Below are 22,385 nucleotides of genomic sequence, written 5' to 3' on the forward strand. Positions count from 1 at the left end.
TTCCTCGAGAGCAGTCTAGGCGGCATGCCGCCGCAGCGGAAGGCCCGGAGCCTCTACCGGCGATCATCGATCCATAACCGGGGCGCGCTTCCCTCGTCGCAGGGGCCGGCCTAGTCTGGCAAGGGGGCAGAGCGCCCCTCGAGCGACCGGAAGGGTCCGGCCGCGGCGCCGACGAGGCGCGCCCACAGATGGGAGACAGACATGAGCGTCTACATGGTCGAGCGTTCGCTCGCGGGCATTGCGATGCCCGACCTGGCCGCCGCGCAGAAGCGCGCGATCGACACCTCGCAACAGTTCACCGCCGGCGGCACCCCGGTTCGCTACATCCGCACCACCTTCGTGCCGGGCACCGGCGCCTGCATGTGCCTGTTCGACGCGAGCGATCCCGAAACGGTGCGTCGCGTCAACGAGCAGGCGGGCATCCCCTTCGACCGGATCAGCGAAGCGCTGGATCTCACGCCGTAGGGCAGAGCCGGGGGTGACGCGGGGCCCCGGCGTCCGGGTCTAGACTGGGCGGACTCCTCGCCCCTCTGGATTCCCGATGCCCGAAGCCCCGCTCCCCCCGCTGTCGCTCCTCGAGGCCCGCGTGCTCGGCGTGCTGGTCGAAAAGGAGCGCACGGTGCCCGACACCTATCCGCTCTCGCTCAACGCGCTCACCGCCGGCTGCAACCAGAAGACCAGCCGCAATCCGGTGATCGACGCCGCCGAGTCCGAGGTGCAGGCCGCGCTCGACACGCTGCGCCGGCACTCGCTGGTCATCGAGTCGAGCGGCAGCCGCACGATGCGCTATTCGCACAACGTCAAGCGGGTGTTCGGGCTGCCCTCGCAGTCGGTGGCGCTGCTGGCAATGCTGGCGCTGCGCGGGCCGCAGACCGCGGCCGAGCTGCGCGGCAACTGCGAGCGGCTCGAGCGCTTCGCCGACATTTCGTCGGTCGAGGGCTTCCTCGACGAGATGGCCGCGCGGCCGCATGGAGCCCTCGTGATGTTGCTGCCGCGTCAGCCGGGGGCGCGCGAGGCGCGGTGGATGCATCTGCTGGGCGGCGCGCCGGCGCCGGAGATGCTCGCTGCCGGGTCGCCGGTGGCCGAGCCGGGGCGTATCGCGATTGCCGACGGGCAGTCCCTCGAAGCGCGGCTCTCGCAGCTGGAGCGCGAAGTCGCGGAACTCAGGGAAGCGCTGGCCGCGCTAGCGAACGCTCGCTGACCCGGGTGCCGCGCGGCGCGGTTTCGCCTCGACGCGTTGTCATGCCACCCAGGTTTCTGTTTTCAGGCCAGCCACCCGCGAGAACTCGCGCCGATTGTGCGTGACCAGCGTCGCGCCTTCGGCCAGCGCATGGCAGGCGATCCAGAGATCGTTCGCGCCGATTGGCGTTCCTGCACCCTTCAGGCGATTGAACTGCACGGCATAGTGCTCGCAGAGCGAGCGGCCGATCGCATAGAGCACGGGCACTTGCCGCGCCAGCCCTTCGAGTTGGCGAACGACTGCATCCTTCCTGGTGCTGCGCTCGGCGCCCTTGAGCAACTCGGCGTAGGTCACGAAGGACATGCAGAGCTTATCGTCTGCGCCTAGCGAGCCGACCCTGCGGGCCACCGACTCGGGACGACGCTCGATCAGGTAGATCAGCGTGTCGGTGTCGAGCATGTACCGCACGGCGACCTCACAGCGCTTCCCGGTCCTGCAGCGGCACGATTTCGCGCCGGTCCTCCTCGAGCAGTACCACGAAATCCTCGTCGAAGGCTGACAAGGCCTCGAGCAAGGCCGCGCCGCGATCGACCGGCAGGTGCGCCGCTTCCCGGGCCGCGTGGCGCGAAAGCCCCGTGTTCCGTCAGCGCGCATGCGCGGTCTGGCGCAGCGCTTCCAGCGCCTTTCTTCCCGCCCGCCCGTCCGACTCGATCCCGCGTTTCGCCAGCTCGGCCTTCAGCGCCTCGCGGGTGCGCGCCCCGATCGCGCCGTCGATCTCGCCGATGTCGTGGCCGAGCTTCACCAGCAGCGTCTGCAATTCGCGGCGCTCGGCCCGCGACAGGCCCGGGTCGTCGGTGGGCCAGGCGGCCGCGAAGGGGCCGCCGCCTCGCAGCCGGTCCGAAAGGTGCGCGATCGCCAGCGCGTAGCTCTCGGCCGCGTTGTACGAGTAGAGCGCGTCGAAGTTGCGGGTGACCAGGAAGGCCGGGCCTTGCGGGCCGGCCGGCAGCAGGATCGCCGACGGCGTGTCGGCGCCCAGCGCGGCGTCGCCACGGCCCGCATTCGCTTCGCGCGGCTGGACCAGCGGGCTGCCGTCCGCCCGCTTCACGCCCCGCGAGGCCCACACCGAAGCCGGCTGCTTGCTGCGCCGGCCCACGGCCGACGCGTCGAAGCCCGCCGGCAGCTTCACCTCGAAGCCCCAGGGCAGGGCGCTGCGCCAGCCGGCGCGCTTCAGGAAGTTCGCGGTCGATGCCAGCGCGTCGGGCACGCTGTCGACCAGGTCGCGCCGGCCGTCGCCGTCGAAATCCACCGCCAGCCGCATGAAGGTCGACGGCATGAATTGCGTGTGCCCGAAGGCGCCGGCCCAGGAGCCGTTCAGCTTGTCGGCCGCCACGTGGCCTTCCTGCAGGATCTTCAGCGTCGTGAAGAACTCGCCGCGAAAGAAGGACTGCCGGCGTCCGTAGCAGGACAGCGTCGACAAGGATTCGAGCAGCGGCCGCTTGCCGAAGCGCCGGCCGAAGTCGCTCTCCACGCCCCACACCGCCACCACGGTGGCTGGGTCCACGTCGTACTCGGCCTGCACTTTCGCCAGCACCTCGGCCCACTGCGCGAGCATCGCGCGGCCATCGGCCACCCGCTCGTCGTCGACCAGGGCGGCCAGGTAGTCCCAGATCGGCGTCACGAACTCGGGCTGCGCGTCGAGGAAGCCGAGCACCGCCATGTCGGGCGCCAGCGCGGCGGTGTGCCGGTCGAAGGCCTCGCCGCTCACGCCCTTGGCCAGCGCATCGGGGCGCAGGCGGGCCAGGCAGGCGGCGAAGTCGGCAGGGCGCGGCTCGGCGGCTGCCGCGGGAGGCGTCGGGCCGGCCGGCGCGCCGCTCGTTGCCGTGCCCTGGGCCAGCGCGCCCGCGGATGCGGTGGCCAGAAGCGCGATCGCGAAGCGCAGGCCGGTCGCCACGCCGGCGCGATGTCGAGGCTGGGGGTGCAGGTCGATGGGCATGGCCCCAATCTTAGTTGACATGGTCAAGCGCGCTGCCGATGCTTCGACGAGCAGGCCCTTCCCGTTTACACAAACTTGCATCTGCCTCAAGGTTCTTTGCAGCCCTGAAAGGCAGAATCCATCGGGCCATGAGCCCCGATCCTCTTCCCGCCTGCCTGCCTTTCGCGGCCCGCGGCGTGGCCCGACCGATCCGCGTCGCCGCTCGCGCCCGCGGCGCCTCCGCTGGCCTCGCTGCGCTCACCCTCGCCGCGCTGGCCTTGCTCGCCGGCTGCGCCACCATGGCCGCGCCGGACCGCGCGCTGCCCGAGACCCCGGTGCCGGCCGCCTGGTCCGAAGCCAGGGCCGCCGACACCGCCGAACCGTCGAGCGCGAGCCCGGCCGCCCGCGCCGCCGATCTCGCCCAGTGGTGGCGCAACTTCGACGATCCCGAGCTCGCGTCGCTGGTCGCGCGCGCGCTCGAGGTCAACACCAGCGTGCGCAGCGCCCAGGCCGCGCTGGCCCAGGCGCGCGCGGTGCGCGACGTGCAGGCAGCCGGCTTGCTGCCCTCGGTCGACGGCTCGGCCTCGGCGCAGCGCGCGCGGCCGGCCGGCGGCGACGCGTCCAACCGCTTCCAGGCCGGGCTCGACGCCAGCTGGGAGCTCGACGTGTTCGGCCGCAACCGCGCCGCGCTCGAGGCCGCCGAGGCCGACGCCCGCGCCGCGCAGGCGGGCCTGGCCGACGTGCAGGTCTCGCTCGCCGCCGAGGTGGCGCTGGCCTATCTGGAGCTGCGCGGCCTGCAGGGCCGGCTCGAGATCGCGCGCCGCAATCTGGCCGCGCAGAACGAGACGCTGCAACTCGCGCAGTGGCGCGCCCAGGCGGGCCTGACCACCTCGGTCGAGGTCGAGCAGGCGCGCGCGGCCGCCGAGCAGACTGCCGCCCAGGTGCCGACGCTCGAGACCGGCATCGCTCAGGCCCGCCACGCGCTGGCCGTGCTGACCGGGCAGGCGGCCGGCGCGTCGCAGCCCGCGCTCGAGGCCGCGCGCCCGGTGCCGCGGCCTGCCGCCGACCTCGCGCTTGCGATTCCGGCCGAAACGCTGCGCCAGCGCCCCGACGTGCGCCAGGCCGAGGAGCGGATCGCGGGGGCGCTGGCCCGCGTGTCGCAGGCTGACGCGGCCCGCTACCCCAGCTTCCGGCTGGGCGGGTCGATCGGCCTGAGCGCGCTCACGCTGAGCGGCCTCGGCGGCAGCGCGGCGATCGTCAATTCGCTGCTGGCCGGCCTGTCGATCCCGTTCTTCGACGGCGGCGCGCTGCAGGCCCAGGTCCGCGCGCAGGAGGCCGCGCTCGAACAGGCGCGCGTCGGCTACCAGGCCACGGTGCTGAACGCCTTGAAGGAGGTCGAGGACGCACTGGTCGCGCTGCGCGGCGATCGCGAGCGGCTCGCCCGCCTGCAGAACGCGGCCGATGCCGCCGCCAACGCGGCGCTGCTCGCGCAGAACCGCTACGCCAGCGGCCTGATCGACTTCCAGGTCGTGCTCGACACCCAGCGCACGCTGCTCAACACCCAGGACAGCGTGGCCAGCACGCTCGCCAACGTCAGCGCCGATCACGTGCGCCTGTACAAGGCGCTCGGCGGAGGATGGAAATGAACACGAAGGTGGACGAGCTTCTCGAAGGCGCGAGCCCGCGCTGGTGGAAGCGGTCTGCGCTGTGGATCGCGCTCTTGCTGCTGGCCGCGGCCGCCGGCGGCGCCTGGTGGTGGATGGGCCGCCAGCAGACCGCGGCCGCACCCCGCTTCGTGACCGAGGAAGCGCGCCTGGGCGACCTGACCCTCACCGTGACCGCCAACGGCAAGCTGCAGGCTACGCGCACGGTGAACATCGGCAGCGAGCTGTCGGGCACGGTGCGCAAGGTGCACGTCGACGTCAACGACCGGGTCAAGCAGGGCCAGGTGCTGGTCGAGCTCGACACGGCCAAGCTTTCCGCCCAGGTGTCGCGCTCGCGTGCCTCGCTGGCCGCTGCGCAGGCCCGGGTCGCGCAGACCACTGCCACGGTCAAGGAATCCGAGGCGAGCCTCAAGCGCCTGCAGGAGGTCGCCCGCCTGTCCGGCGGCAAGGTGCCCTCGGCCGCCGAGCTCGACGCCGCGCGCGCTGCGCTGGCCCGCGCCCGCGCCGACGAGAACAGCGCCCGCGCCAACGTGCAGGACGCGAAGGCCGCGCTGTCCACCGACGAGACCAACCTGTCCAAGGCCGCGATCAAGTCGCCGATCGACGGCATGGTGCTCTCGCGCACGGTGGAGCCCGGCAACGCGGTGGCGGCCACGCTGCAGGCGGTCACGCTGATGAGCATCGCCGAGGACCTGACCCGCCTGCTGGTCGAGGTCAGCGTCGACGAGGCCGACGTGGGCGCGGTGCAGATCGGCCAGAAGGGGAGCTTCACCGTGAGCGCCTATCCGCAGCGGCGCTACCCGGCCACCGTGGCCCGTGTGGCCTACGGCTCCACGCTCACCGAGAACGTGGTCACCTACGCCACCCGGCTCGAGGTCGACAACGCCGACCTGAGCCTGCGCCCCGGCATGACCGTCTCCGCGACGATCACCGCCGCCGAACGGCAGGGCGTGCTGCTGGTGCCGAACACCGCGCTGCGCTTCAACCCGGCGCAGGCCGGCAACGGCGCCGCGGGCGGCCAGGCTTCTTCGGGCGGCGGGATCGTGTCGAAGCTGGTGCCGCGCATGCCACGCACAGGCAGCCGCGGGGCGCGCCCCGACGCATCCGCGGGCGGCGCCCGCCAGGTGTGGGTGCTGCGCGACGGCGCGCCGCAACGCGTGACGGTCGTGCCCGGCATCACCGACGGGCGCATGACCGAGATCACCGGCGGCGAGCTGCAGCCCGGCATGGCGGTCATCGTCGCCCAGCTGGCAGGCGGGGCGGCGAAGTGATGGCCGAGGCCACCGTCGCGCGGCCGGCCCCGGCCGACGCCGCGCCTGCCGGCGCCGCGCCGGCCGGCGCGCTGCCGCTGATCCGCCTGCGCGGCATCAGCAAGGTCTACGGCGAAGGGCCGACCGCCTTCCAGGCGCTCGAGGGCGTGGACCTCGACATCGACGAAGGCGACTTCGTGGCGATCATGGGGCCCAGCGGCTCGGGCAAGTCCACCGCGATGAACCTGATCGGCTGCCTCGACACGCCCAGCGCCGGCGAGTACCGGTTCAAGGGCGCGCACGTGGAGTCGCTCAGCCGCGACCAGCGCGCCCGCCTGCGCCGGCGCTACTTCGGCTTCGTCTTCCAGGGCTTCAATCTGCTCGCGCGCACCTCGGCGCAGGAGAACGTGGAGCTGCCGCTGCTCTATCGCGGCGAGCCGGCCCGCGCGCGCCACGCGGCGGCTGCCCGGGCGCTGGACTCGGTGGGCCTGAAGGGCTGGGAGCATCACACGCCGGGCGAGCTGTCGGGCGGGCAGCAGCAGCGGGTGGCGATCGCCCGCGCCATCGTCACCGAGCCTGCGGTGCTGCTGGCCGACGAACCCACCGGCAACCTCGACACGCAGCGTGGCCGCGAGATCATGGCGCTGCTGTGGCGGCTCAACGTCGATCGCGGCATCACGGTGCTGATGGTCACGCACGAGCCCGACATGGCCGCGTGGGCGCGGCGAATCGTGCGCTTCGTCGACGGCATGGTGGCCGACGACACCCGCAATCCCGAGCCGACTGGCGTGCTCGAGGATTCCGCGCGCGCCGCGGCCGGGAAGGCTTCGCCCGATGCCGCGTCGGCGCCGGCAGGCGCCGCGGGAGAGGCCTGATGCTGTTCAACACGCTGCTGCTCGCCCTGCGCTCGATCCGGCGCAATCTGCTCCGGTCCTTCCTGACCATCCTGGGCATCGTGATCGGCGTGGGCGCGGTCATCACCATGGTCACGCTCGGCAACGGCGCCACGATGGCGGTGCAGAACCAGATCTCCAGCCTGGGCACCAACCTGTTGATGATCCGCCCCGGCCAGCGGCTGGGGCCCGGCATGGGCGGGACCTCGGCGCCGGCCTTCAAGGAGGCCGACGCCGAGGCCGTGGCCACGCAGATCGGCGGCGTGCAGGCGGTGGCGCCCGAGGCGCGCGCGAGCGCCACCGTGGTGGCCGGCGGCAACAACTGGACCACCAACGTCACCGGCAGCACCAACACCTGGCTTCAGACCGGCAACTGGCGGCTCGCGTCGGGGCGGGCGTTCACGCCCGAGGAGCTGCGGGCCGGCGCGGCCGTGTGCATCCTCGGCAACACGATCCGGCGCGAGCTCTTCGGCGGTCGCGATGCGGTGGGCGAGATGCTGCGCGTCAAGCAGTTCTCCTGCCAGGTCGTCGGCCTGCTGGCCGCCAAGGGGCAGGGCGCCATGGGCAACGACCAGGACGACCTGGTGCTGGTGCCGCTGTCCACGCTGCAGCGGCGCGTGACCGGCAACACCCGCGTATCGACCTTGCTGGTGTCGATGAAGGACGGCAGCGACCCCGCGAGCGTCAAGGCCGGCCTGCGCCAGCTGCTGCGCGAGCGGCGCAAGCTCGCGTCGACCGACGACGACAACTTCAACGTCCTCGACACCCAGCAGCTCGCCGACACGCTGTCGGGCACCACCCGGGTGATGACGATGCTGCTCGGCGCGGTGGCGGCGGTGAGCCTGCTGGTGGGCGGCATCGGCATCATGAACATCATGCTGGTCAGCGTCACCGAGCGCACCCGCGAGATCGGCCTGCGCCTGGCCATCGGCGCGCTCGAGCGCGAGGTGCTGCTGCAGTTCCTGATCGAGGCGGTGGTGCTGGCCGCCTTCGGCGGCCTGGTCGGCGTGGTGCTGGCCGCGGGCGCGTCGGTGGTGCTGGCGCGCCTGATGGACGTGCCCTTCCTGTTCGATCCCACCGTGAACCTGGCGTCTTTCCTGTTCGCGGCGGCGATCGGCGTGGTCTTCGGCTACTTCCCGGCGCGGCGAGCGGCGCGGATGAAACCGATCGACGCGTTGCGGCACGAATAGCATTGCGTGAAACGCCTTGCCAAGTTGCATGTCCTTGCATAAAGTCTGTACATGTACAGAATCCGACAGAGGCCGGCCATGCCGCAGATCAACCTCCACGTTACGCCCGACTTCGAGGCGGCGCTCGACGCCTTGGTGAAGGGCAAGCATCTGCCCAGCAAGTCGGAGGCCATCCGCTATGCGGTGCAGGAGGCAGCCGCGCCCTATCTTGCCGTGCCCAGGCGCGACTTCTCGCTTCTCGAGGGTCTTCTGGATCGTCACCGTGAGAGTGGCGCGAAACATCGTCCGGTTGCCGAACTCGAGCGGGAGCTCGATACGGAGATGGAGCAAGCACTCCATACCCCCAAGGTGCGTCCAGGGCGAGGCGGCTCGGTAGAAGGCGGCGCCGCGCGTGCGAGAAGAAAGGCGCGTGCGTGATCGTCGACACCTCGATCATCGTTGCCCTCGCGGCCCGGGAGGCAAGTTGCGTCTGGATACACAGGGCGTTCGAAGCGCATCCGCATGAGCGACTTCGGATGTCCTGGGTCAACATCGCAGAGGCCGGAATGGTTCTCGAGCGCGCAACGGGAGGCGCCTCGGTCGAACTCGAAGGGGCACTGAGAGCGCTTGGAGTCGAGGCGCTCGAGGTCGATTTTCAGATCCTCGGCGCGGCGATCGGGGCGCGTTCGCGATTCCCCCTCAATTTCGGTGACTGCTTCGCCTACGCTCACGCTTCACTGCGCCGCGAGCCGCTGATGACGCTGGACGAGGACTTTCTCTCATCCGATCTCCAGACCGTCGTGCATCCTAAGCGCTGGCCCGTCGCCGAACGCGTGTCGGCTCGGAAGCCGGCTCGGCGAAAGCTCCCTCGCTGAGCACCTCCACCAGCGCACTCGCCGCCACCGAAAGACTGCGTCCCGCCCGAGTCACGATCCCCATCGTCCGCTCCACCCGCGGCCGCACGATCGGCACTTCGGCCAGATCGGCGAAGCGCAGCAGCGGCGTGGTCAGCGAGGGCAGGGCGGCCACGCCCAGGCCCTCGCGAACCAGCGCGCCCACCGTGGCCAGGTGCTCCACGTCGTATTCGTTGCGCAGCGCGATGCCGGCCTGGGCGCAGGCCGCGTCGATGTGCTGGCGCACGCTCGAGGTCCGGGCCATGCCCACGATCGGGTAGCGCACCACCTGCGTCCAGCTCACCTGCTTGCGGGCCGCGAGCTCGTGGTCGCGCGGGCACAGCATCACGAATCGGTCCACGATCAGCGGCCGGAAGGCCAGCCCGCGCCCGGCCTGCGGGGTCACGGTCAGGGCGAAGTCCGCCGCGCCGCTCTGCACCAGTTCCTGGATCTCGTCGTTCAGGGTGTCGCGCAGCGTCACGTCGATGCCGGGGTGCATCGCCTTCAGGCGGGCCAGCGCCGGCGGCAGCGTGACCGCCGCCAGCGAGGGCAGCGCGGCCACCACCACCCGGCCGCGGCGGCGGGCCAGGTAGTCGCGCAGGTCGCCGGTCACCGCTTCGAACTCGTCGATCAGCCGCGCCGACAGCCGCAGCAGCTCCTGCCCTTCGGGGGTGAGTGCAATGCGCCGCGTGGTGCGGTCGAACAGCCGCACCTCGAGCGTCTCCTCGAGCTTGCGGATCGCCGCGCTCAGCGCGGGCTGCGACAGGTGCAGCCGCAGCGCCGCCTCGCTGAAGCTGCCGGCTTCGGCGACGGTGCGGAACAGCTGCATCTGCCGGATGCTCAGGTGCATAAACGCCGTTTATGAATCGATCGGATAAATCAGTTTGCCAGAACGGCGCCTGCTGAGGCAGTCTGGCGCCGACGAGTCCAGAACAACGACAGAGGAGACGAAACGTGCCGAATCAGGGTGCAATCGGCGCCCACGACACGGTCAGGGTCGGCTGCGGCGCCGGTTTCTCGGGAGACCGGCTCGACGCGCCGCTGCCGGTGGTGCGCAGCCTGATCGCGTCGGGCGGCCCGGCGGCCATCATGTTCGAGACGCTCGGCGAGCGCACGCTGGCGCTGGCCCAGCTCGCGCGCCTCGAGAACCCCGATCACGGCTACGAGCCGCTGCTCGAGCGCATGCTCGAGCCCATCCTGGAACCCTGCCTGGCGCACGGCATCCGCATTCTCGGCAACTTCGGCCAGGCCAATCCCCGCGCGGCGGCCCGCGCGATCCGCGCGCTGGGCAAGCGGCTGGGCTGCCGGCCGATGAGGATCGCGGTCGTCACCGGCGACGACCTGGTCGCCAGCGGCGCCGTCTCCGGCCTGGAGGACGGGCACGGCACTCCCCTGCCGCTGGGCAACGTGATCTGCGCCAATGCCTACCTCGGCGCCGCGCCCCTGGTCGAGGCGCTGGCCGCCGGCGCGGACGTGGTGGTCACCGGCCGCGTGGCCGACCCCTCGCTCGCGCTGGCGCCCTTCGCGCACTTCCACGGCTGGTCGCTCGACGACCCGATGATGGCCGCCGCCGGCACCGCCGCCGGCCATCTGCTCGAGTGCGGCGCCCAGGTCACCGGCGGCTACTACGCCGACCCCGGCTTCAAGGACGTGCCCCACCCCGAGCGCATCGCTTACCCGGTGGTGGCCATGCAGGCCGACGGACGCTTCGTGGTCGGCAAGGGCGACGACATCGGCGGACTGGTGAATCGCCACACCGTCACCGAGCAACTGCTCTACGAGATCCACGACCCTTCCAGCTACCTGACCCCCGACGTCACGCTGGACATCACCGAAGTGGCGCTTTCAGAGATCGGATCCGACCAGGTGCGCGTCGAGGGCGCCCGCGGCCGCGAGAAGCCGCGAACGCTCAAGGTCACCGTCGGCCACGAGGCGGGCTGGTTCGGCGAAGCCGAGATCTCCTACGCCGGGCCCAACGCGCTGGACCGCGCGCGCCTCGCGCTCGACGTGGTCCGCAAGCGGCTGCCCTCGGACATCCGGATGCGCGGCGACCTGATCGGCGTGGCCAGCGTGTTCAACGACGACGACGGCGCATGGCTCGCGGCCCGCGGCGGCGATGCCACGCTCTCGCGCCGCGGCGATGCCGGCGCCGCTGCCGGCGCCGCGTCGCGCCTTCTGCAGGACGTCCGCCTGCGGATCGCGATCAGCGCCCCCGACCGCGCGACCGCCGCCCGCGCCCCCGAGGAAGTGCTCGCGCTCTACTGCGCGGGGCCTGCCGGCGGCGGCGGCATCCGCAGCAGCCTGCGCCGCCGCATCTCCACCACTTCGGGCTACATCCGCCGAGAGTTGGTGCGGCACACGGTGGAGTTCGTCGAATGAACGATTTCGTGGAAGTGCCGTTGCACCGGATCGCCCACGCCCGCGCCGGCGACAAGGGAGACCGCCTGAACGTGAGCGTGATCGTCTACCGCGAAGCGGACTTTCCGCTGATTCGCGAGCAGCTCACCGGCGAGCGCGTGCATGCGCTCTTCGCCCACCGGGGCGCCACCCGGGTGCAGCGCTACGAATTGCCGCGCCTGTGGGCGCTGAACTTCGTGATCGACGACGTGCTCGAAGGCGGCGTGAACGACGCGCTGAACCTCGACGGGCACGGCAAGACCCATTCGTTCCTGGTGCTGTCGCTGCCGGTGCGGATTCCGCGCGCCCGCCTCGACGACACCGACACCCGTCACACCTCACGCAAGCAAAAGGAAGGAACCGGAGCATGAAACGCAAACTCGTCGCGGCCCTGGCCGCCTGCGCCACCGTCGCCCTCGCCACCCCGGCGCTGGCCAAGGACAAGATCCTGATCGGCTCCACCTCGGCCTCGTCCAGCCAGTACGGCTATTTCGTGGCGCTGTCGCAGCTGATCAACGCCAAGGTGCCCAACGTGGAGAGCTCGGTCGTGGAGACCGGCGCGACCGTCGACAACCTGCGCCGCATGGACCGCAAGCAGGTCGACCTGGGCCTGGTCACCACCAACGTCAGCTATCACGCCTACGTGGGCCAGCAGGCCTTCGAAGGCAAGAAGGTCGACAACCGGCTGATGTTCGTCTACTCGCCGGCCCCGCAGAACGTGGTCGTGCGTGCCGACAGCAAGGTGAGCACGCTGGCAGAGCTCGCCGGCAAGCGCTTCAACCCGGGCCTGAAGGGCTCGGCCACCGAGAAGACGGCCGAGGCGGTGTTCAAGACCCTGGGCATCGCGCCCGACTGGGTGCGTGGCTCGACCACCGACATCGTCAACTCGATCAAGGACAACCGGGTGATCGGCTACGTGAAGTCCGGCGCCGGCAACAAGCTCGACGGCTCCTCGCTCGACATCGCGACCTTCACGCCGGTCAAGGTGCTCGGCCTCGATGACGCGCAGAAGAAGCTGCTCCGGGACAAGATGCCCGACATCGCGGTGGTCGACATCCCGGCCGGCGCCGCCGACGGGATTCCGGCCTACAGCACCTGGAGCTTCGGCCTGGCCGTCTCGGCCCGCCCCGACCTGTCCGAGGAGATGGCTTACCAGATCGCCAAGGCGGTGTTCGAGGACAAGACCGTGCAGGTCGGCGCGCTGTCGAGCCTGAAGGGCATCGACATCATGAAGCTCACGCTCGAGCAGGGCACGATCCCGCTGCACCCGGGTGTGGCGCGCTACATCAAGGAGAAGGGCGTCGAGATCCCGGCCAAGCTGATGCCGAAGTGATCGGCACCCGCCACGAAGACTCGCGCCAACCGATCCGCGACACCGAAGCATGCGCGCCTGGGCAAGCAAGACGCTGGCGGCCCTGCTGGGGCTGTTCATCCTCTACACCTCGGCTTTCGGGGCCTTCGAAAGCCTGATCCAGCGGGCGATCTTCCTGGCGCTGGTGGTCTGCCTGGGTCTGCTGATGTTCCCGCTGGGCGAGGGGCGGCGCTGGCGCCCCGCCGGCGTGGCGGTCGATGCGGCGATGGCGGTAGTCACGCTCGCGGCCTGCGCCTATGTGATCGTCAGCTACGACGAGATCATGGAGAGCCTGCCCACGGCCACCGCGCTCGACATCGCGCTCACGGCCGGCCTGGTGATCACCGTGCTCGAGGTGTCGCGCCGCGCGATCGGCGCGATCTTTCCGGTCATCGCGCTGGCCGGCATCGCCTATGCGTTCCTCGGCCAGTACATCAGCGGGCCCTTGGGTCACCGTGGCTTCGACGTCTACTTCGTCACCGAGACCCTGCTGCTCGGCGACCTGGGCATCTGGGGCCTGCTGGTGGGCGTGGCCAGCACCACGATCGGCGCCTTCGTGCTGTTCGGCAGCGTGCTGCTGTTCACCGGCGGCGGCCAGACCTTCATGGATCTGGCCATCCGCGTGAGCGGCCGCAGCCCGGGCGGCGCCGCCAAGATGGCCACCGTGGCCTCGGGCCTGTTCGGCACGATCAGCGGCAGCGCGGTGGCCAACGTGGCCACCACCGGCAACTTCACGATCCCTCTGATGAAGCGCCTGGGCTATCCGCCGGCGCTGGCCGGCGGCATCGAGGCGGTCGCTTCAACCGGCGGGCAGATCGCGCCGCCGGTGATGGGGGCGGCCGCGTTCGTGATGGCCGAGATCATCGGCCGCAGCTACTTCGACATCGCTGCGGCGGCCTTCCTCCCCGCCTTCCTCTATTACCTGGGCTGCTTCGCCACCATCCACTTCATCGCGATCAACCGCGGGCTCAAGGTGGTGCCCGAGTCGGAGATGCCGTCCTGGGCGGCCGTGCGTGCGCCGAAGCGCACCGTGCCGATCGTGGCCGCCTTCGCCGCGCTGATCTTCGGCATCGTGAGCGGCCGCTCGGTGCAGACCGCCGCCTTCTTCGGCGTGATCGGCCTGTTCGTGCCCTACCTGCTGCTGAACGTGCGCTCGCTCGCCGACCTGAAAACCTCGCTGCGCGTGATCCTCGACAGCCTGGAAGACGCCGGCAAGGCGCTGGTGATGATCGGCGTGCTGCTGGCCGGCGCGCAGATCCTGGTGAGCATGGTGAACCTCACCGGCTTCGGTGTGACCCTGTCCACGATGATCGTGGCGCTGGCCGGCAGCTCGGTGTGGCTGGTGGCGCTGGTCACGGGCATCGTGTGCATGGTGATCGGCATGGGCATGCCGACGACCGCCGCCTACGTGCTGGTGGCCGCGGTGCTTGCGCCGGCGCTTACCAAGGTGGGCATCGAACCGATCGTGGCGCACATGTTCGTCTTCTACTACGCGACCATCTCGGTGATCACGCCGCCGGTCTGCGTGGCGGTGTTCGTGGCCGCCGGCATCGCGCAGACCCGATGGACCGAGGTGGCGTTCGAGGCGGTCAAGCTCGGTGCGGTCACCTACGTGATCCCCTTCATGTTCATCGCCTACCCGGGCATGCTGCTGTCGGGCGGCTGGCTCGACATCCTCGAGGCCGTGGTCTCGGGACTGGTGTTCACCATGGCCTTCGCGATGCTGTTCGGCGGCGCGCGGCTGTTCGATTCGCGCGCGCTCAACGCGGTGGTTCTGCTGGCGATCGCGGGGCTGTCGGTGTTTCCGACCTGGTACGGGCTGGGGGTGGCCACCGCGGCGCTGCTCGCGCTGTGGGTGGGGCGGCGGGACAGGCTGCGCGGAGGCGCCCGGGCCGCAGATCCGGCTGTGACGCTCGGCTAGAAGGCCGAGCAACTGGAGCGTCGTGCCGGATTCCACGACGACGCTGAGCGGCGGTTCGCGGCAATCCTCGCGACTGGAGAAGCGGTCCCGTGGCTCTGCACCGTTACCTCGAAGCCGTGGACACGATCTTCGTGCTGGCGATCCGCAGCCAGCGGGAGGCGGGCTACGCGGGTGGCTGACCGCCGAGCCGCCCCTCGATGGCCTGCGCCGCGCGCTCCGACGCCACCAGCGCCACCTTCAGCCGCGCCCGCGTCAGCGCCACGAACAGCCGGCGGCGCACGTCGTCGCTCCAGTCGTCGAAGTCGATCTCGGTGATCACGACGCAGTCGGCCGCCTGGCCCTTGAAGCGGAACAGGGTCTCGAGCTGAAGCGCGCCGTCGGTGAGGAGCGGGCGGCCCTCCGGGTCGTAGCGACCGCTGAAGCGGCGGGTGCGAAGCCCGGCGATCTCGTCGGCGCCCGCGATCCGCGAGCTCGCCAGGCCATGCCAGTACACCACCGCGATGGCGTCCGCGGCGTGGCCGGCCGCGAGCAGCGCGCGGACCGCGGCCGAGGTCTGGGCGTGCAGCGTGAGGGTGCGCGGCTCCGCTTGCGCGGACGATGGCGTCGGCCGGCCCTGCATCGCGGGCCGCGACTCGGCGATCGTTCGGCACCGGTCCAGCCCGATGGGCTCCGATTCGGCCGATGCTTCATCCGCTTCCGCTTCCGCGTTCGCGTCCGCATCCGAGTATTCGAGCAGCTCCGGATCGAAGCCGTGCACCGCCCCGCCCGCCTCGACCTCGTGATCCACCAGCCCCAGCGCATTGATCAGCGTGACCACCACCTGCGGCGAGCGATAGTTGACCGGCGACTCCAGCGTGACCCACCCGGACAGCTCGGCCGGCTCGCGCCGATACAGGTTCTGCGATGGATCCTCGAGCCAGAGCAGCCGGCCATCGGGCGTCACCATGCGCGCCAGCGCTTCGGCCCAGCGCGGCTCGAAGTCCTGGCCCTCGTCGACGACCAGCAGGTCGACCGACTCGCGCAGGTCCGCGGCCGCCACGACCGCCTCGGCCAGCCGCTCGAAGGCGCCCGGCTGCGCGTAGTCGACCGGCTCGCCGCGCTGCTTCAGCAGCCAGTCGCCGAGCTCGTGGAAGGTCATGCAGGTGCCGTGCTTCGGCGCTGCGCTGCGCATCGCGTCGGCCAGAGGCCGGTTGAAGCACAGGTAGAGCGCGCTGCGGCCCGCCTCGTGCGCGGCCCGCAGCTCGGCCAGCGCCAGCTGTGTCTTGCCCGATCCGGCCGTTCCTCGCACGCGCAGGCGGAAGGGCTGCATCGACAGGCGGCGCGCCCAGGTGGCCAGTCCGCCGGACAGCCGCGCATACTGCTCGCGCGCATTGCGCGAGATCGCGTCGATGCTCGGCACCACGTTCAGCCGCTCGGAAAGGAAGGCGTGCACGTCGGTCGCCTCGGCGGGGCGCAGGCCGGTGGCGCCCTGGCTCGCGGGCATCGGCCGCTCGTCGAACAGCGCCTCGATGCGTTTCGCCAGCGACTCGCGCGAGCGCGCGTCGACCACCCGGGTCGGGTCCACCGAAGCCGGCGTGGGGCCGGCGAGCGCGTGGTCGGGCAGGTAGACCAAGTGGTCGATGTCGAGCCGCCCGCTGTTCGGGAAGCGGCGCGAGAATTCGCTCATCAGGCCACGCAGGTTGCGGCCCATCTGCGCGGCCACCGGCTTCGGTCCGCCCGCGTAGGGTTTGAGCAGGTCCCGGCCGTCCGACACCAGCTTGCCGTTCTTCTGCTCGATCGCGATCGCGCGGCCGTAGCGGTTGACCACCACGAAGTCGATCTCGCCGTAGAAGGCGGCCGAGCGGTCGGAATGCGCCCAGTGCACGCCGTGGTACACGGTGTACTCGTCGGACAGCTCGCGCTCGAGGGCTTCGACCGTCTCGATCTCGCGGCGCGCCTGGCCGCGGGCCTTCGCGGCGTCGAGCTCCTCGGGAACGAGTCGCGCCATCGTCGTCAGTGCCTGCCCGCCGGCTGTGGAAGGAAAGCGAACGCCGCCGCCCCCAGCGCGAGCATTGCCGCAATGGCCGCGAACACCGCCCCGTAGACCGGCCAGCCCGCCGCCGCCGCGGCCGAGGCCACGACGCCGGTCAACCACTGCATCAGCGCCACGCCCAGGAACATCGCCATCGTGAACAGCGACAGCGCGCGGCCCACGGTTTCGGGCGGGTAGGACGAACGCACGTCCGAGTACTGCAGCACGATGAAGCCCGAGAGCAGCGACAGCACGAGCGACGCGGCCACGTCGACGACGGGACCGGCGCCGGCGGCCATCAGCGCGAAGAAGCCGACGAGCACCAGCGTGAACGCGAGGATCCGGCGCCGCCGCGCAGCGCCCGGGTCGAAGCGCCCGAACAGCGGCGGCCCCGCCAGCGCCAGCAGCGTGAGGGCGACGGCCACGTTGCCCGCCGCCACCAGCGAGAACCCGTGCCGGTCCACCAGCATCGGGCCCAGCCACAGCCCGCGCAGGGACACGAAGGCCGCGTAGGTGACCGCGCCCAGCGCCAGGATGCCCCAGGTGTGCGGCATCGTGAACAAGCGCGCGAAGCCGCGCAGCGCATCGCCGAAGCTCTGCCGCGCCACCCCGCCATGGTCTTCGGCGCCGGGTTCGCGCACCCAGCGCAGGATCGCCAGCCAGGCCAGCACCGACATCGCTGCCAGCACCACGAAGCCGGCCCGCCACGACCAGGATTCGATCAGCCAGGCCAGCGGCGTGCCGGTGAGCAGCATGCCCACCCCGCCGATCGCGAGCACCGTGCCGGACACCGCCGCGAAGCGCTCGGCCGGGAACTGACGCGCGATGAACACGGTGCACACGAGGAAAGCCGGCGCGCTGCCCACGCCGATCAGCGCCTGGCCCAGCATCAGCCAGCCGAAGCTCGGCGCCATGGCCGACAGCACGGCGCCCGCGATCGTGAGCGGAAAGGCGGCCAGCACCGTGCGCCTCACGCCGTGCATGTCCACGCCGATGCCCATGGCGAGCTGCAGCGCGCCAAAGGCGAAGTGGAAGATCGCGGCGAAGGCGCCCAGCTCCTGCGGCGACAGGCCGAAGTCGCGCTGCAAGGGCGGACCCATGATGGCGGCCACGGTCCGGTAGGCCTGGCTCAGCGCGAAGGCGCCGGTCAGCGCAAGCAGCATCGTCCAGCGCGTGCGGTCGGACATGGGTCGAGTTTCGAAGCCGGGAGCGTCGGGCATGACGACAGGCTACAGCCTAGCCCCAACCGGTGGCAGACTGCACCCATGCGCGATCCGGATTCCGCGAAGGTCCTTGCCGACCTCTGGCAGCTGGCGGGGCTGCCGACCGACGCCCTGGGGCAGGTGCACCTCACCGGCAGCGAGCCGGTGCTGCCATCGTCGTTCGCGGTGGGCGCCGCGGCTCAGGCCACGATCGCCGCGGCGGCGCTAGCCGCCTGCGAGCTGGGCTCGCTGCGAGCCCGCGCCGCCCGCCGGCAGGTCTCGGTCGACATGCTGCACGCGGCCATCGAGTGCCTGGGCTGGTTCGCGATCGACGGCAAGGTGCCCGACCTGTGGGACAAGTTCTCGGGCCTGTACCGCTGCGCCGACGGCTGGGTGCGGGTGCACGCCAACTTCGCGCACCACCGCGAGGGCGCGCTGCGGCTGATGGGGCTCGACCCGGCCACCGCCACCCGCGAGGATGCCGAGCGCGCGATGCTCGGCTGGCGCGCCCTGGATTTCGAGACGGCCACTGCCGAGGCCGGCCTGGTCGCCACGGCGCTGCGCGGCTTCGACGAGTGGGACGCCACGCCGCAGGCCGCGGCGATCGCGGCGCAGCCGCTCTTCACGATCGAGCGGATCGGGCCGGGGCAGGGCCACGGCGAGCCGGCCGCCGATGCGCCGCCGCTGTCGCTGCCTCCGCTTTCGGGCGACGCGCCGCCCCTGGCCGGCCTCCGCGTGCTGGACCTCACCCGCATCCTGGCCGGCCCGGTCGGCGGCCGCGCGCTCGCCGCCTATGGCGCCGACGTGATGCTGGTCAACGCGCCGCACCTGCCCAACATCGAGGCGATCGCCGACACCAGCCGCGGCAAGCTGTCGGCGCTGATCGACCTTCGCGAGCCCGAGGGCCGCGCGGCGATGGACCGGCTGGTGGCCAAGGCGCACGTGTTCGTGCAGGGCTACCGGCCGGGCGGGCTCGACGCCCTCGGCTACGGCCCCGAGGATCTCGCTCGCAAGCGGCCGGGCATCGTCTGCGTGTCGCTGTCGGCCTACGGCACCCAGGGGCCGTGGGCGGGACGGCGCGGCTTCGACTCGCTGGTGCAGACCGCGATGGGTTTCAACCGGGCCGAGGGCGAGGCGGCCGGCGACGGCAAGCCCCGCGCCCTGCCGATGCAGATCCTCGACCAGGCCACCGGCTACCTGATCGCCTTCGGCGCCGCGGCCGCGCTGCGCCGCCAGCAGCTCGAGGGCGGCAGCTGGCTGGTGCGCGTGTCGCTCGCGCAGACCGGGCACTGGCTGCGCGGGCTGGGGAGAGTCGCCGACGGTTTCTCGGTCGGCAAGCCCGAGCTCGGGCCCTACCTGGAAACGTCGGCGTCGGGCTTCGGCGAGTTGACCGCGGTTCGGCACGCGGCGCAGCTGTCGCGCACGCCGGCGGGGTGGGCCAGGCCGTCGATGCCGCCGGGGAGTCATTCGCCGGAATGGTCGCACGATTGAATGGGCCTCGCGTGGGCATTGCGCGTGTATGATGAGTCATCAAGATGTTTCATGATGGCAAGAGTCATGGCCGCGCAAACCCGCGAAAAGTTCTCCTCACAAGCTTCCCCCGAGGTGCTCTCCGCGCTTCGCAGTATTGCGGAGTCCGAGGGGAGGCAGTTCCAGGCTGTGCTGGACGAAGCACTGAGGGACTACATCGAGCGAAAGACCAAGGGGCGTCCCCGTCGCCACGTGATGGAGGCCTTCGCCGACAGTCTCGGTGAGTTCGACGAGTTGTACCGCGAACTGGCCAAGTGACCCGGCGGGATTACCTCGGCGTCGCCGACGTGCTTGCGCTGCACGCGGTGCTGATCAAGCGGTACGGCGGGGCCGCAGGCCTGCGCGACCCCGGGGCGCTGGAGGCTGCGTTGTTCAGGCCCCAAACCGGCTACTACGCGGACATCGTCGCCGAGGCGGCTGCGCTGTTGGAGAGCCTGGCGGTGAATCATCCGTTCGTCGATGGGAACAAGCGGGTCGCATTCGCGGCGGCCGACGTATTCCTTCGGATCAATGGCTATCGCGTCGATCGTGCGCCGATGCTGATTCACAAGGACATGATGGATATGTTCGACCAGGGCAGCTTCGACATTCGACACATCGAACCGTGGCTGCGCGGCTTCGTCAGGCAGGACGAGCGCCACTGAACCCTCTGGCTCGGCAGACGGTCAATCGCTCAAGCCACGCACGCTCCATGGACACCATCGCCGTCATCGACTTCGAAACCACCGGCATCTCGCCCGAGCACGGCGCGCGCGCCACCGAGATCGCCGCGGTGCTGGTGCGCGACGGCGTGGTCGTCGACCGCTACCAGAGCCTGATGAACGCAGGCGCCTGGGTGCCGCCCTTCATCGAGGCGCTGACCGGCATCAGCAACGAGATGGTGCGCGCTGCGCCGCCGGCCGCGAAGGTGATGCGCGAGGTGGCCGACTTCGTGGGCGGCCATCCGATGGCCGCGCACAACGCCTCCTTCGACCGCAAGTTCTGGGACGCCGAGCTGGCCCGCGCGGGCCGCTCGCGCACGCAGGACTTCGCCTGCACGATGCTGCTCGCGCGCAGGCTGCTCCCGCATGCGCCCAACCACAAGCTGGGCACGCTGGTCGAGTTCGCCGGCCTGCCGGTGGCCGGCCGCTACCACCGCGCGCTGGCCGACGCCGAGATGGCGGCGAGCCTGCTGGTTCGGCTCGAGGATGAGCTGGTGGCCCGGTTCCGGCTGGGGGCGGTCACGCACGGGCTGTTGTGCGAGATCCAGGGGATGCCGGCGCGGGAGCTCGATCGGTTCATTCGTAGTGGGACCACATCCGGAGTACGCGCACGGTTCTTTGCTCGGTGAAGACCTCGTAGATCAGCCGGTGCTGGATGTTGATGCGGCGCGACCAGGTGCCCGCGAGGTCACCGACCAGCTTTTCGTAGGGTGGCGGGCTCCGGAACGGATCTTCCGCCAGCAGCTTCAGGAGTTCCTCGGTCCGGGTCTTCAGGCCTGCGGCCGCAAGCTTCTTCGCGTCCTTGAGCGCGTGTTTCGCAAAGACGATCGTCCAGGTCACCAGTCGAGTTCCCTGGCGCTTTCGTCGAGCGGCTCCGCCATGCCCTCCTTGATGGATTCGCGCATGCCCGGCACGGACAGCAGGAACAGCGTTTCCTGGATCGCCTGCCAATCCTCAGCCGCGATCAGCACCGCATTCGTGCGCTTGCCGGTGATGTGAATGGGCTGATGCGACTCCGCCGCCTCGTCCATCAGGCGGTACAGGTTCGCGCGGGCTTCGCTGGCGGTCAGGGTGGACATTGGGGGCTCCGAGATGTCGTAAGCGTACGCGATAGCGTACGTACCATCAAGCCTTGACCAACGAGATCCGCAGGCGCTTTTCCACTGCCCCCCCGCAGCCCGAACCAGCGTCTGCAGCGTCGTCGACGGATTGTCGGGGTCGAGCAGCCTGTCGAGTTGCGCGCGCGTCGTGCGCATGCGCCGGGCCATCTCGGCCTCGTCGGCCCATCACCCCCCGAGCATCGCGTCGATCGCGCGCAGGTCCTCGAACGCAGGCCCCACTTCGGGCCCCAGCGCCTCGATCGGGTGCCGATGGACGAACTCCGGCCGGCGGATCCACGTCGCCTGCAGCCCGGCCCGGCGTGCGCCGAGCACGTCGAGATGCGGGTCGTCGCCGATGTGCAGCACCTCTTCCGGGGCGGCGCCGGCCAGCCGGCAGGCCTCGTGGAATATCCCGGGATCGGGTTTGGCGCAACCAACCTTGTGAGCGCTCACTGCGCCGGAGAAATAGGCACCGAGGCCCACTGCGTGCACGTCGGCATTGCCGTTGCTGACCGCCACCAGCCGGTAGCGCGCCGACCAGCGGGCCAGCACCGGCAGCACGTCCTCGAAGAACTCGACCCGCTGGCGGGCCGCCAGGAAGACCGCGAAGGCCTCGTCGGCCAGGACCGGATCGTCGCCGGCGTCGGCCATCGCCAGGCGCAGGCCCTCGCGCCGCAGGAAGCTCATGTCGTGCGCGTGCCGCGGGTGGTCGGCAAGCAGGCGCCTGCGGATCGCGGCGCGTGTCTCGGGGCTGTAGCCAGCCGCGGTGCGCGGCGCGCGGTCGCGCAGCCAGTCGGCCAGCACCTGCTCGGCGGCGACCAGCGTGGGGCCGACCGGCCAGAGGGTGTCGTCGAGGTCGAGGGTGATCGCGCGGGGGCGCCAGGGTGCGGGCATGTCGCGTCAGCCCCTCGCTACCGTGAGCCGCCCCGTCGCCTCGCGCGCCGGCCTCACCGAGATCTCCACGTCGTAACCGAGCCGCGTCAGGCAGTCCATCAGCTTGCGCTCGGACAGGTTCGCCTTGATCCGGAACCTCTCGGCATCGGGGATGCCCATGTCCGCGTAGATGTTGTCCGAGCTCCACAGGACCTCGGTTCCGCCAATCACTTCCCTTCTCATCCTGCTCATGTTCGTGCGTCCCGCGCGATTTCCTC

The 22,385-nt window shown here is 71.0% G+C and carries 25 protein-coding genes; 16 read left to right on the forward strand and 9 right to left on the reverse strand.

What is annotated here, in order from left to right; all coding sequences use genetic code 11:
- Positions 1–201 precede the first annotated feature (201 nt).
- Entirely contained in the window at positions 202–465 is a 264-nt protein-coding gene (locus FHP08_RS14115) for a DUF4242 domain-containing protein (protein ID WP_147705109.1), read from the forward strand.
- Positions 466–541: 76 nt separating this feature from the next.
- Positions 542–1,201 carry a YceH family protein gene (locus FHP08_RS14120; RefSeq protein ID WP_147705110.1) on the forward strand — a complete coding sequence of 220 codons (660 nt, stop codon included), beginning with the start codon at positions 542–544 and terminating at the stop codon, positions 1,199–1,201.
- A gap of 39 nt (positions 1,202–1,240) precedes the next feature.
- Here the strand turns inward: FHP08_RS14120 and FHP08_RS14125 are convergent, their stop codons facing one another.
- Complete coding sequence (locus FHP08_RS14125) at positions 1,241–1,639, reverse strand: type II toxin-antitoxin system VapC family toxin (protein WP_225879141.1); 399 nt, start codon at positions 1,637–1,639, stop codon at positions 1,241–1,243.
- A 184-nt stretch (positions 1,640–1,823) separates the two neighbouring features.
- Positions 1,824–3,173 (reverse strand): lytic murein transglycosylase, encoded by a 1,350-nt coding sequence (locus FHP08_RS14130; RefSeq protein WP_147705112.1) that lies wholly within the window; start codon positions 3,171–3,173, stop codon positions 1,824–1,826.
- A gap of 128 nt (positions 3,174–3,301) precedes the next feature.
- Between FHP08_RS14130 and FHP08_RS14135 the strand changes: the two genes are divergently transcribed.
- The 6 genes from FHP08_RS14135 to FHP08_RS14160 all read left to right on the forward strand — a co-directional run bounded on the left by FHP08_RS14135 (position 3,302) and on the right by FHP08_RS14160 (position 9,003).
- Positions 3,302–4,798, forward strand: a complete 1,497-nt coding sequence (locus FHP08_RS14135) for an efflux transporter outer membrane subunit (protein WP_147705113.1) — start codon at positions 3,302–3,304, stop codon at positions 4,796–4,798.
- Positions 4,795–6,087 carry an efflux RND transporter periplasmic adaptor subunit gene (locus tag FHP08_RS14140; protein WP_407704033.1) on the forward strand — a complete coding sequence of 431 codons (1,293 nt, stop codon included), beginning with the start codon at positions 4,795–4,797 and terminating at the stop codon, positions 6,085–6,087. Before FHP08_RS14135 ends, FHP08_RS14140 begins: the two co-directional genes overlap by 4 nt.
- Entirely contained in the window at positions 6,087–6,941 is an 855-nt protein-coding gene (locus tag FHP08_RS14145; protein ID WP_147705115.1) for an ABC transporter ATP-binding protein, read from the forward strand. The genes FHP08_RS14140 and FHP08_RS14145 overlap by 1 nt, the downstream gene beginning before the upstream one ends.
- Positions 6,941–8,149 carry an ABC transporter permease gene (locus tag FHP08_RS14150; RefSeq protein WP_147705116.1) on the forward strand — a complete coding sequence of 403 codons (1,209 nt, stop codon included), beginning with the start codon at positions 6,941–6,943 and terminating at the stop codon, positions 8,147–8,149. The genes FHP08_RS14145 and FHP08_RS14150 overlap by 1 nt, the downstream gene beginning before the upstream one ends.
- A 78-nt stretch (positions 8,150–8,227) precedes the next feature.
- Positions 8,228–8,566 carry a ribbon-helix-helix domain-containing protein gene (locus FHP08_RS14155; protein WP_187272307.1) on the forward strand — a complete coding sequence of 113 codons (339 nt, stop codon included), beginning with the start codon at positions 8,228–8,230 and terminating at the stop codon, positions 8,564–8,566.
- Positions 8,563–9,003 (forward strand): type II toxin-antitoxin system VapC family toxin, encoded by a 441-nt coding sequence (locus FHP08_RS14160; RefSeq protein WP_147705118.1) that lies wholly within the window; start codon positions 8,563–8,565, stop codon positions 9,001–9,003. Before FHP08_RS14155 ends, FHP08_RS14160 begins: the two co-directional genes overlap by 4 nt.
- Here the strand turns inward: FHP08_RS14160 and FHP08_RS14165 are convergent.
- Positions 8,936–9,850, reverse strand: coding sequence for a LysR family transcriptional regulator (locus tag FHP08_RS14165; protein WP_187272308.1), 915 nt, complete (start codon positions 9,848–9,850; stop codon positions 8,936–8,938). The genes FHP08_RS14160 and FHP08_RS14165 overlap by 68 nt on opposite strands.
- A gap of 125 nt (positions 9,851–9,975) precedes the next feature.
- Here FHP08_RS14165 and FHP08_RS14170 point away from each other — a divergent pair, with 125 nt between their 5' ends.
- The 4 genes from FHP08_RS14170 to FHP08_RS14185 are packed head-to-tail and all read left to right on the forward strand — an operon-like array spanning position 9,976 to position 14,690.
- Positions 9,976–11,400 carry an acyclic terpene utilization AtuA family protein gene (locus tag FHP08_RS14170; RefSeq protein WP_225879142.1) on the forward strand — a complete coding sequence of 475 codons (1,425 nt, stop codon included), beginning with the start codon at positions 9,976–9,978 and terminating at the stop codon, positions 11,398–11,400.
- Complete coding sequence (locus FHP08_RS14175) at positions 11,397–11,789, forward strand: AtuA-related protein (RefSeq protein WP_222707899.1); 393 nt, start codon at positions 11,397–11,399, stop codon at positions 11,787–11,789. The genes FHP08_RS14170 and FHP08_RS14175 overlap by 4 nt, the downstream gene beginning before the upstream one ends.
- Positions 11,786–12,751: a TAXI family TRAP transporter solute-binding subunit gene (locus tag FHP08_RS14180; protein ID WP_147705120.1), complete on the forward strand. Its 966-nt coding sequence runs from the start codon at positions 11,786–11,788 to the stop codon at positions 12,749–12,751. The genes FHP08_RS14175 and FHP08_RS14180 overlap by 4 nt, the downstream gene beginning before the upstream one ends.
- A gap of 49 nt (positions 12,752–12,800) precedes the next feature.
- Entirely contained in the window at positions 12,801–14,690 is a 1,890-nt protein-coding gene (locus FHP08_RS14185; protein ID WP_147705121.1) for a TRAP transporter permease, read from the forward strand.
- Positions 14,691–14,853: 163 nt separating this feature from the next.
- Here FHP08_RS14185 and FHP08_RS14195 read toward each other — a convergent pair whose 3' ends face one another.
- Both FHP08_RS14195 and FHP08_RS14200 read right to left on the reverse strand, forming a co-directional pair.
- On the reverse strand, positions 14,854–16,677 hold the full coding sequence (locus FHP08_RS14195; protein ID WP_147705122.1) for a nuclease-related domain-containing DEAD/DEAH box helicase: 1,824 nt from the start codon (positions 16,675–16,677) through the stop codon (positions 14,854–14,856).
- A gap of 5 nt (positions 16,678–16,682) precedes the next feature.
- Positions 16,683–17,921 (reverse strand): MFS transporter, encoded by a 1,239-nt coding sequence (locus FHP08_RS14200; protein ID WP_456119747.1) that lies wholly within the window; start codon positions 17,919–17,921, stop codon positions 16,683–16,685.
- Positions 17,922–17,966: 45 nt separating this feature from the next.
- Here FHP08_RS14200 and FHP08_RS14205 point away from each other — a divergent pair, with 45 nt between their 5' ends.
- The 4 genes from FHP08_RS14205 to FHP08_RS14220 all read left to right on the forward strand — a co-directional run bounded on the left by FHP08_RS14205 (position 17,967) and on the right by FHP08_RS14220 (position 20,763).
- On the forward strand, positions 17,967–19,394 hold the full coding sequence (locus FHP08_RS14205; RefSeq protein ID WP_147705123.1) for a CoA transferase: 1,428 nt from the start codon (positions 17,967–17,969) through the stop codon (positions 19,392–19,394).
- Positions 19,395–19,460: 66 nt separating this feature from the next.
- Positions 19,461–19,691 carry a hypothetical protein gene (locus FHP08_RS14210; RefSeq protein WP_147705124.1) on the forward strand — a complete coding sequence of 77 codons (231 nt, stop codon included), beginning with the start codon at positions 19,461–19,463 and terminating at the stop codon, positions 19,689–19,691.
- Positions 19,688–20,077, forward strand: a complete 390-nt coding sequence (locus FHP08_RS14215) for a type II toxin-antitoxin system death-on-curing family toxin (RefSeq protein WP_147705125.1) — start codon at positions 19,688–19,690, stop codon at positions 20,075–20,077. The genes FHP08_RS14210 and FHP08_RS14215 overlap by 4 nt, the downstream gene beginning before the upstream one ends.
- A 47-nt stretch (positions 20,078–20,124) precedes the next feature.
- Entirely contained in the window at positions 20,125–20,763 is a 639-nt protein-coding gene (locus FHP08_RS14220; RefSeq protein WP_147705126.1) for a 3'-5' exonuclease, read from the forward strand.
- Here the strand turns inward: FHP08_RS14220 and FHP08_RS14225 are convergent.
- The 4 genes from FHP08_RS14225 to FHP08_RS14240 form a co-directional block, all read right to left on the reverse strand.
- Positions 20,711–20,974, reverse strand: a complete 264-nt coding sequence (locus FHP08_RS14225) for a Txe/YoeB family addiction module toxin (RefSeq protein ID WP_147705127.1) — start codon at positions 20,972–20,974, stop codon at positions 20,711–20,713. The genes FHP08_RS14220 and FHP08_RS14225 overlap by 53 nt on opposite strands.
- Positions 20,971–21,213 carry a type II toxin-antitoxin system Phd/YefM family antitoxin gene (locus FHP08_RS14230; protein ID WP_147705128.1) on the reverse strand — a complete coding sequence of 81 codons (243 nt, stop codon included), beginning with the start codon at positions 21,211–21,213 and terminating at the stop codon, positions 20,971–20,973. The genes FHP08_RS14225 and FHP08_RS14230 overlap by 4 nt, the downstream gene beginning before the upstream one ends.
- A 207-nt stretch (positions 21,214–21,420) precedes the next feature.
- Positions 21,421–22,128: an HAD family hydrolase gene (locus tag FHP08_RS14235; RefSeq protein ID WP_147705129.1), complete on the reverse strand. Its 708-nt coding sequence runs from the start codon at positions 22,126–22,128 to the stop codon at positions 21,421–21,423.
- Between the two features lie 6 nt (positions 22,129–22,134).
- Positions 22,135–22,350, reverse strand: coding sequence for a helix-turn-helix domain-containing protein (locus tag FHP08_RS14240; RefSeq protein ID WP_147705164.1), 216 nt, complete (start codon positions 22,348–22,350; stop codon positions 22,135–22,137).
- Positions 22,351–22,385 lie beyond the last annotated feature (35 nt).

It is taken from the genome of Zeimonas arvi, from assembly GCF_008039575.1.
GTDB lineage: Bacteria > Pseudomonadota > Gammaproteobacteria > Burkholderiales > Burkholderiaceae_E > Zeimonas > Zeimonas arvi.

Bases quoted from the DNA above. Each gene is read 5' to 3' on its own strand.
- FHP08_RS14115 (WP_147705109.1), top strand. From the start codon at position 202: ATGAGCGTCTACATGGTCGAGCGTTCGCTCGCGGGCATTGCGATGCCC.
- FHP08_RS14120 (WP_147705110.1), top strand. From the start codon at position 542: ATGCCCGAAGCCCCGCTCCCCCCGCTGTCGCTCCTCGAGGCCCGCGTG.
- FHP08_RS14125 (WP_225879141.1), bottom strand. From the start codon at position 1,639: ATGCTCGACACCGACACGCTGATCTACCTGATCGAGCGTCGTCCCGAG.
- FHP08_RS14130 (WP_147705112.1), bottom strand. From the start codon at position 3,173: ATGCCCATCGACCTGCACCCCCAGCCTCGACATCGCGCCGGCGTGGCG.
- FHP08_RS14135 (WP_147705113.1), top strand. From the start codon at position 3,302: ATGAGCCCCGATCCTCTTCCCGCCTGCCTGCCTTTCGCGGCCCGCGGC.
- FHP08_RS14140 (WP_407704033.1), top strand. From the start codon at position 4,795: ATGAACACGAAGGTGGACGAGCTTCTCGAAGGCGCGAGCCCGCGCTGG.
- FHP08_RS14145 (WP_147705115.1), top strand. From the start codon at position 6,087: ATGGCCGAGGCCACCGTCGCGCGGCCGGCCCCGGCCGACGCCGCGCCT.
- FHP08_RS14150 (WP_147705116.1), top strand. From the start codon at position 6,941: ATGCTGTTCAACACGCTGCTGCTCGCCCTGCGCTCGATCCGGCGCAAT.
- FHP08_RS14155 (WP_187272307.1), top strand. From the start codon at position 8,228: ATGCCGCAGATCAACCTCCACGTTACGCCCGACTTCGAGGCGGCGCTC.
- FHP08_RS14165 (WP_187272308.1), bottom strand. From the start codon at position 9,850: ATGCAGCTGTTCCGCACCGTCGCCGAAGCCGGCAGCTTCAGCGAGGCG.
- FHP08_RS14175 (WP_222707899.1), top strand. From the start codon at position 11,397: ATGAACGATTTCGTGGAAGTGCCGTTGCACCGGATCGCCCACGCCCGC.
- FHP08_RS14180 (WP_147705120.1), top strand. From the start codon at position 11,786: ATGAAACGCAAACTCGTCGCGGCCCTGGCCGCCTGCGCCACCGTCGCC.
- FHP08_RS14185 (WP_147705121.1), top strand. From the start codon at position 12,801: ATGCGCGCCTGGGCAAGCAAGACGCTGGCGGCCCTGCTGGGGCTGTTC.
- FHP08_RS14195 (WP_147705122.1), bottom strand. From the start codon at position 16,677: ATGGCGCGACTCGTTCCCGAGGAGCTCGACGCCGCGAAGGCCCGCGGC.
- FHP08_RS14200 (WP_456119747.1), bottom strand. From the start codon at position 17,921: ATGCCCGACGCTCCCGGCTTCGAAACTCGACCCATGTCCGACCGCACG.
- FHP08_RS14205 (WP_147705123.1), top strand. From the start codon at position 17,967: ATGCGCGATCCGGATTCCGCGAAGGTCCTTGCCGACCTCTGGCAGCTG.
- FHP08_RS14210 (WP_147705124.1), top strand. From the start codon at position 19,461: ATGGCCGCGCAAACCCGCGAAAAGTTCTCCTCACAAGCTTCCCCCGAG.
- FHP08_RS14220 (WP_147705126.1), top strand. From the start codon at position 20,125: ATGGACACCATCGCCGTCATCGACTTCGAAACCACCGGCATCTCGCCC.
- FHP08_RS14230 (WP_147705128.1), bottom strand. From the start codon at position 21,213: ATGTCCACCCTGACCGCCAGCGAAGCCCGCGCGAACCTGTACCGCCTG.
- FHP08_RS14235 (WP_147705129.1), bottom strand. From the start codon at position 22,128: ATGCCCGCACCCTGGCGCCCCCGCGCGATCACCCTCGACCTCGACGAC.
- FHP08_RS14240 (WP_147705164.1), bottom strand. From the start codon at position 22,350: ATGAGAAGGGAAGTGATTGGCGGAACCGAGGTCCTGTGGAGCTCGGAC.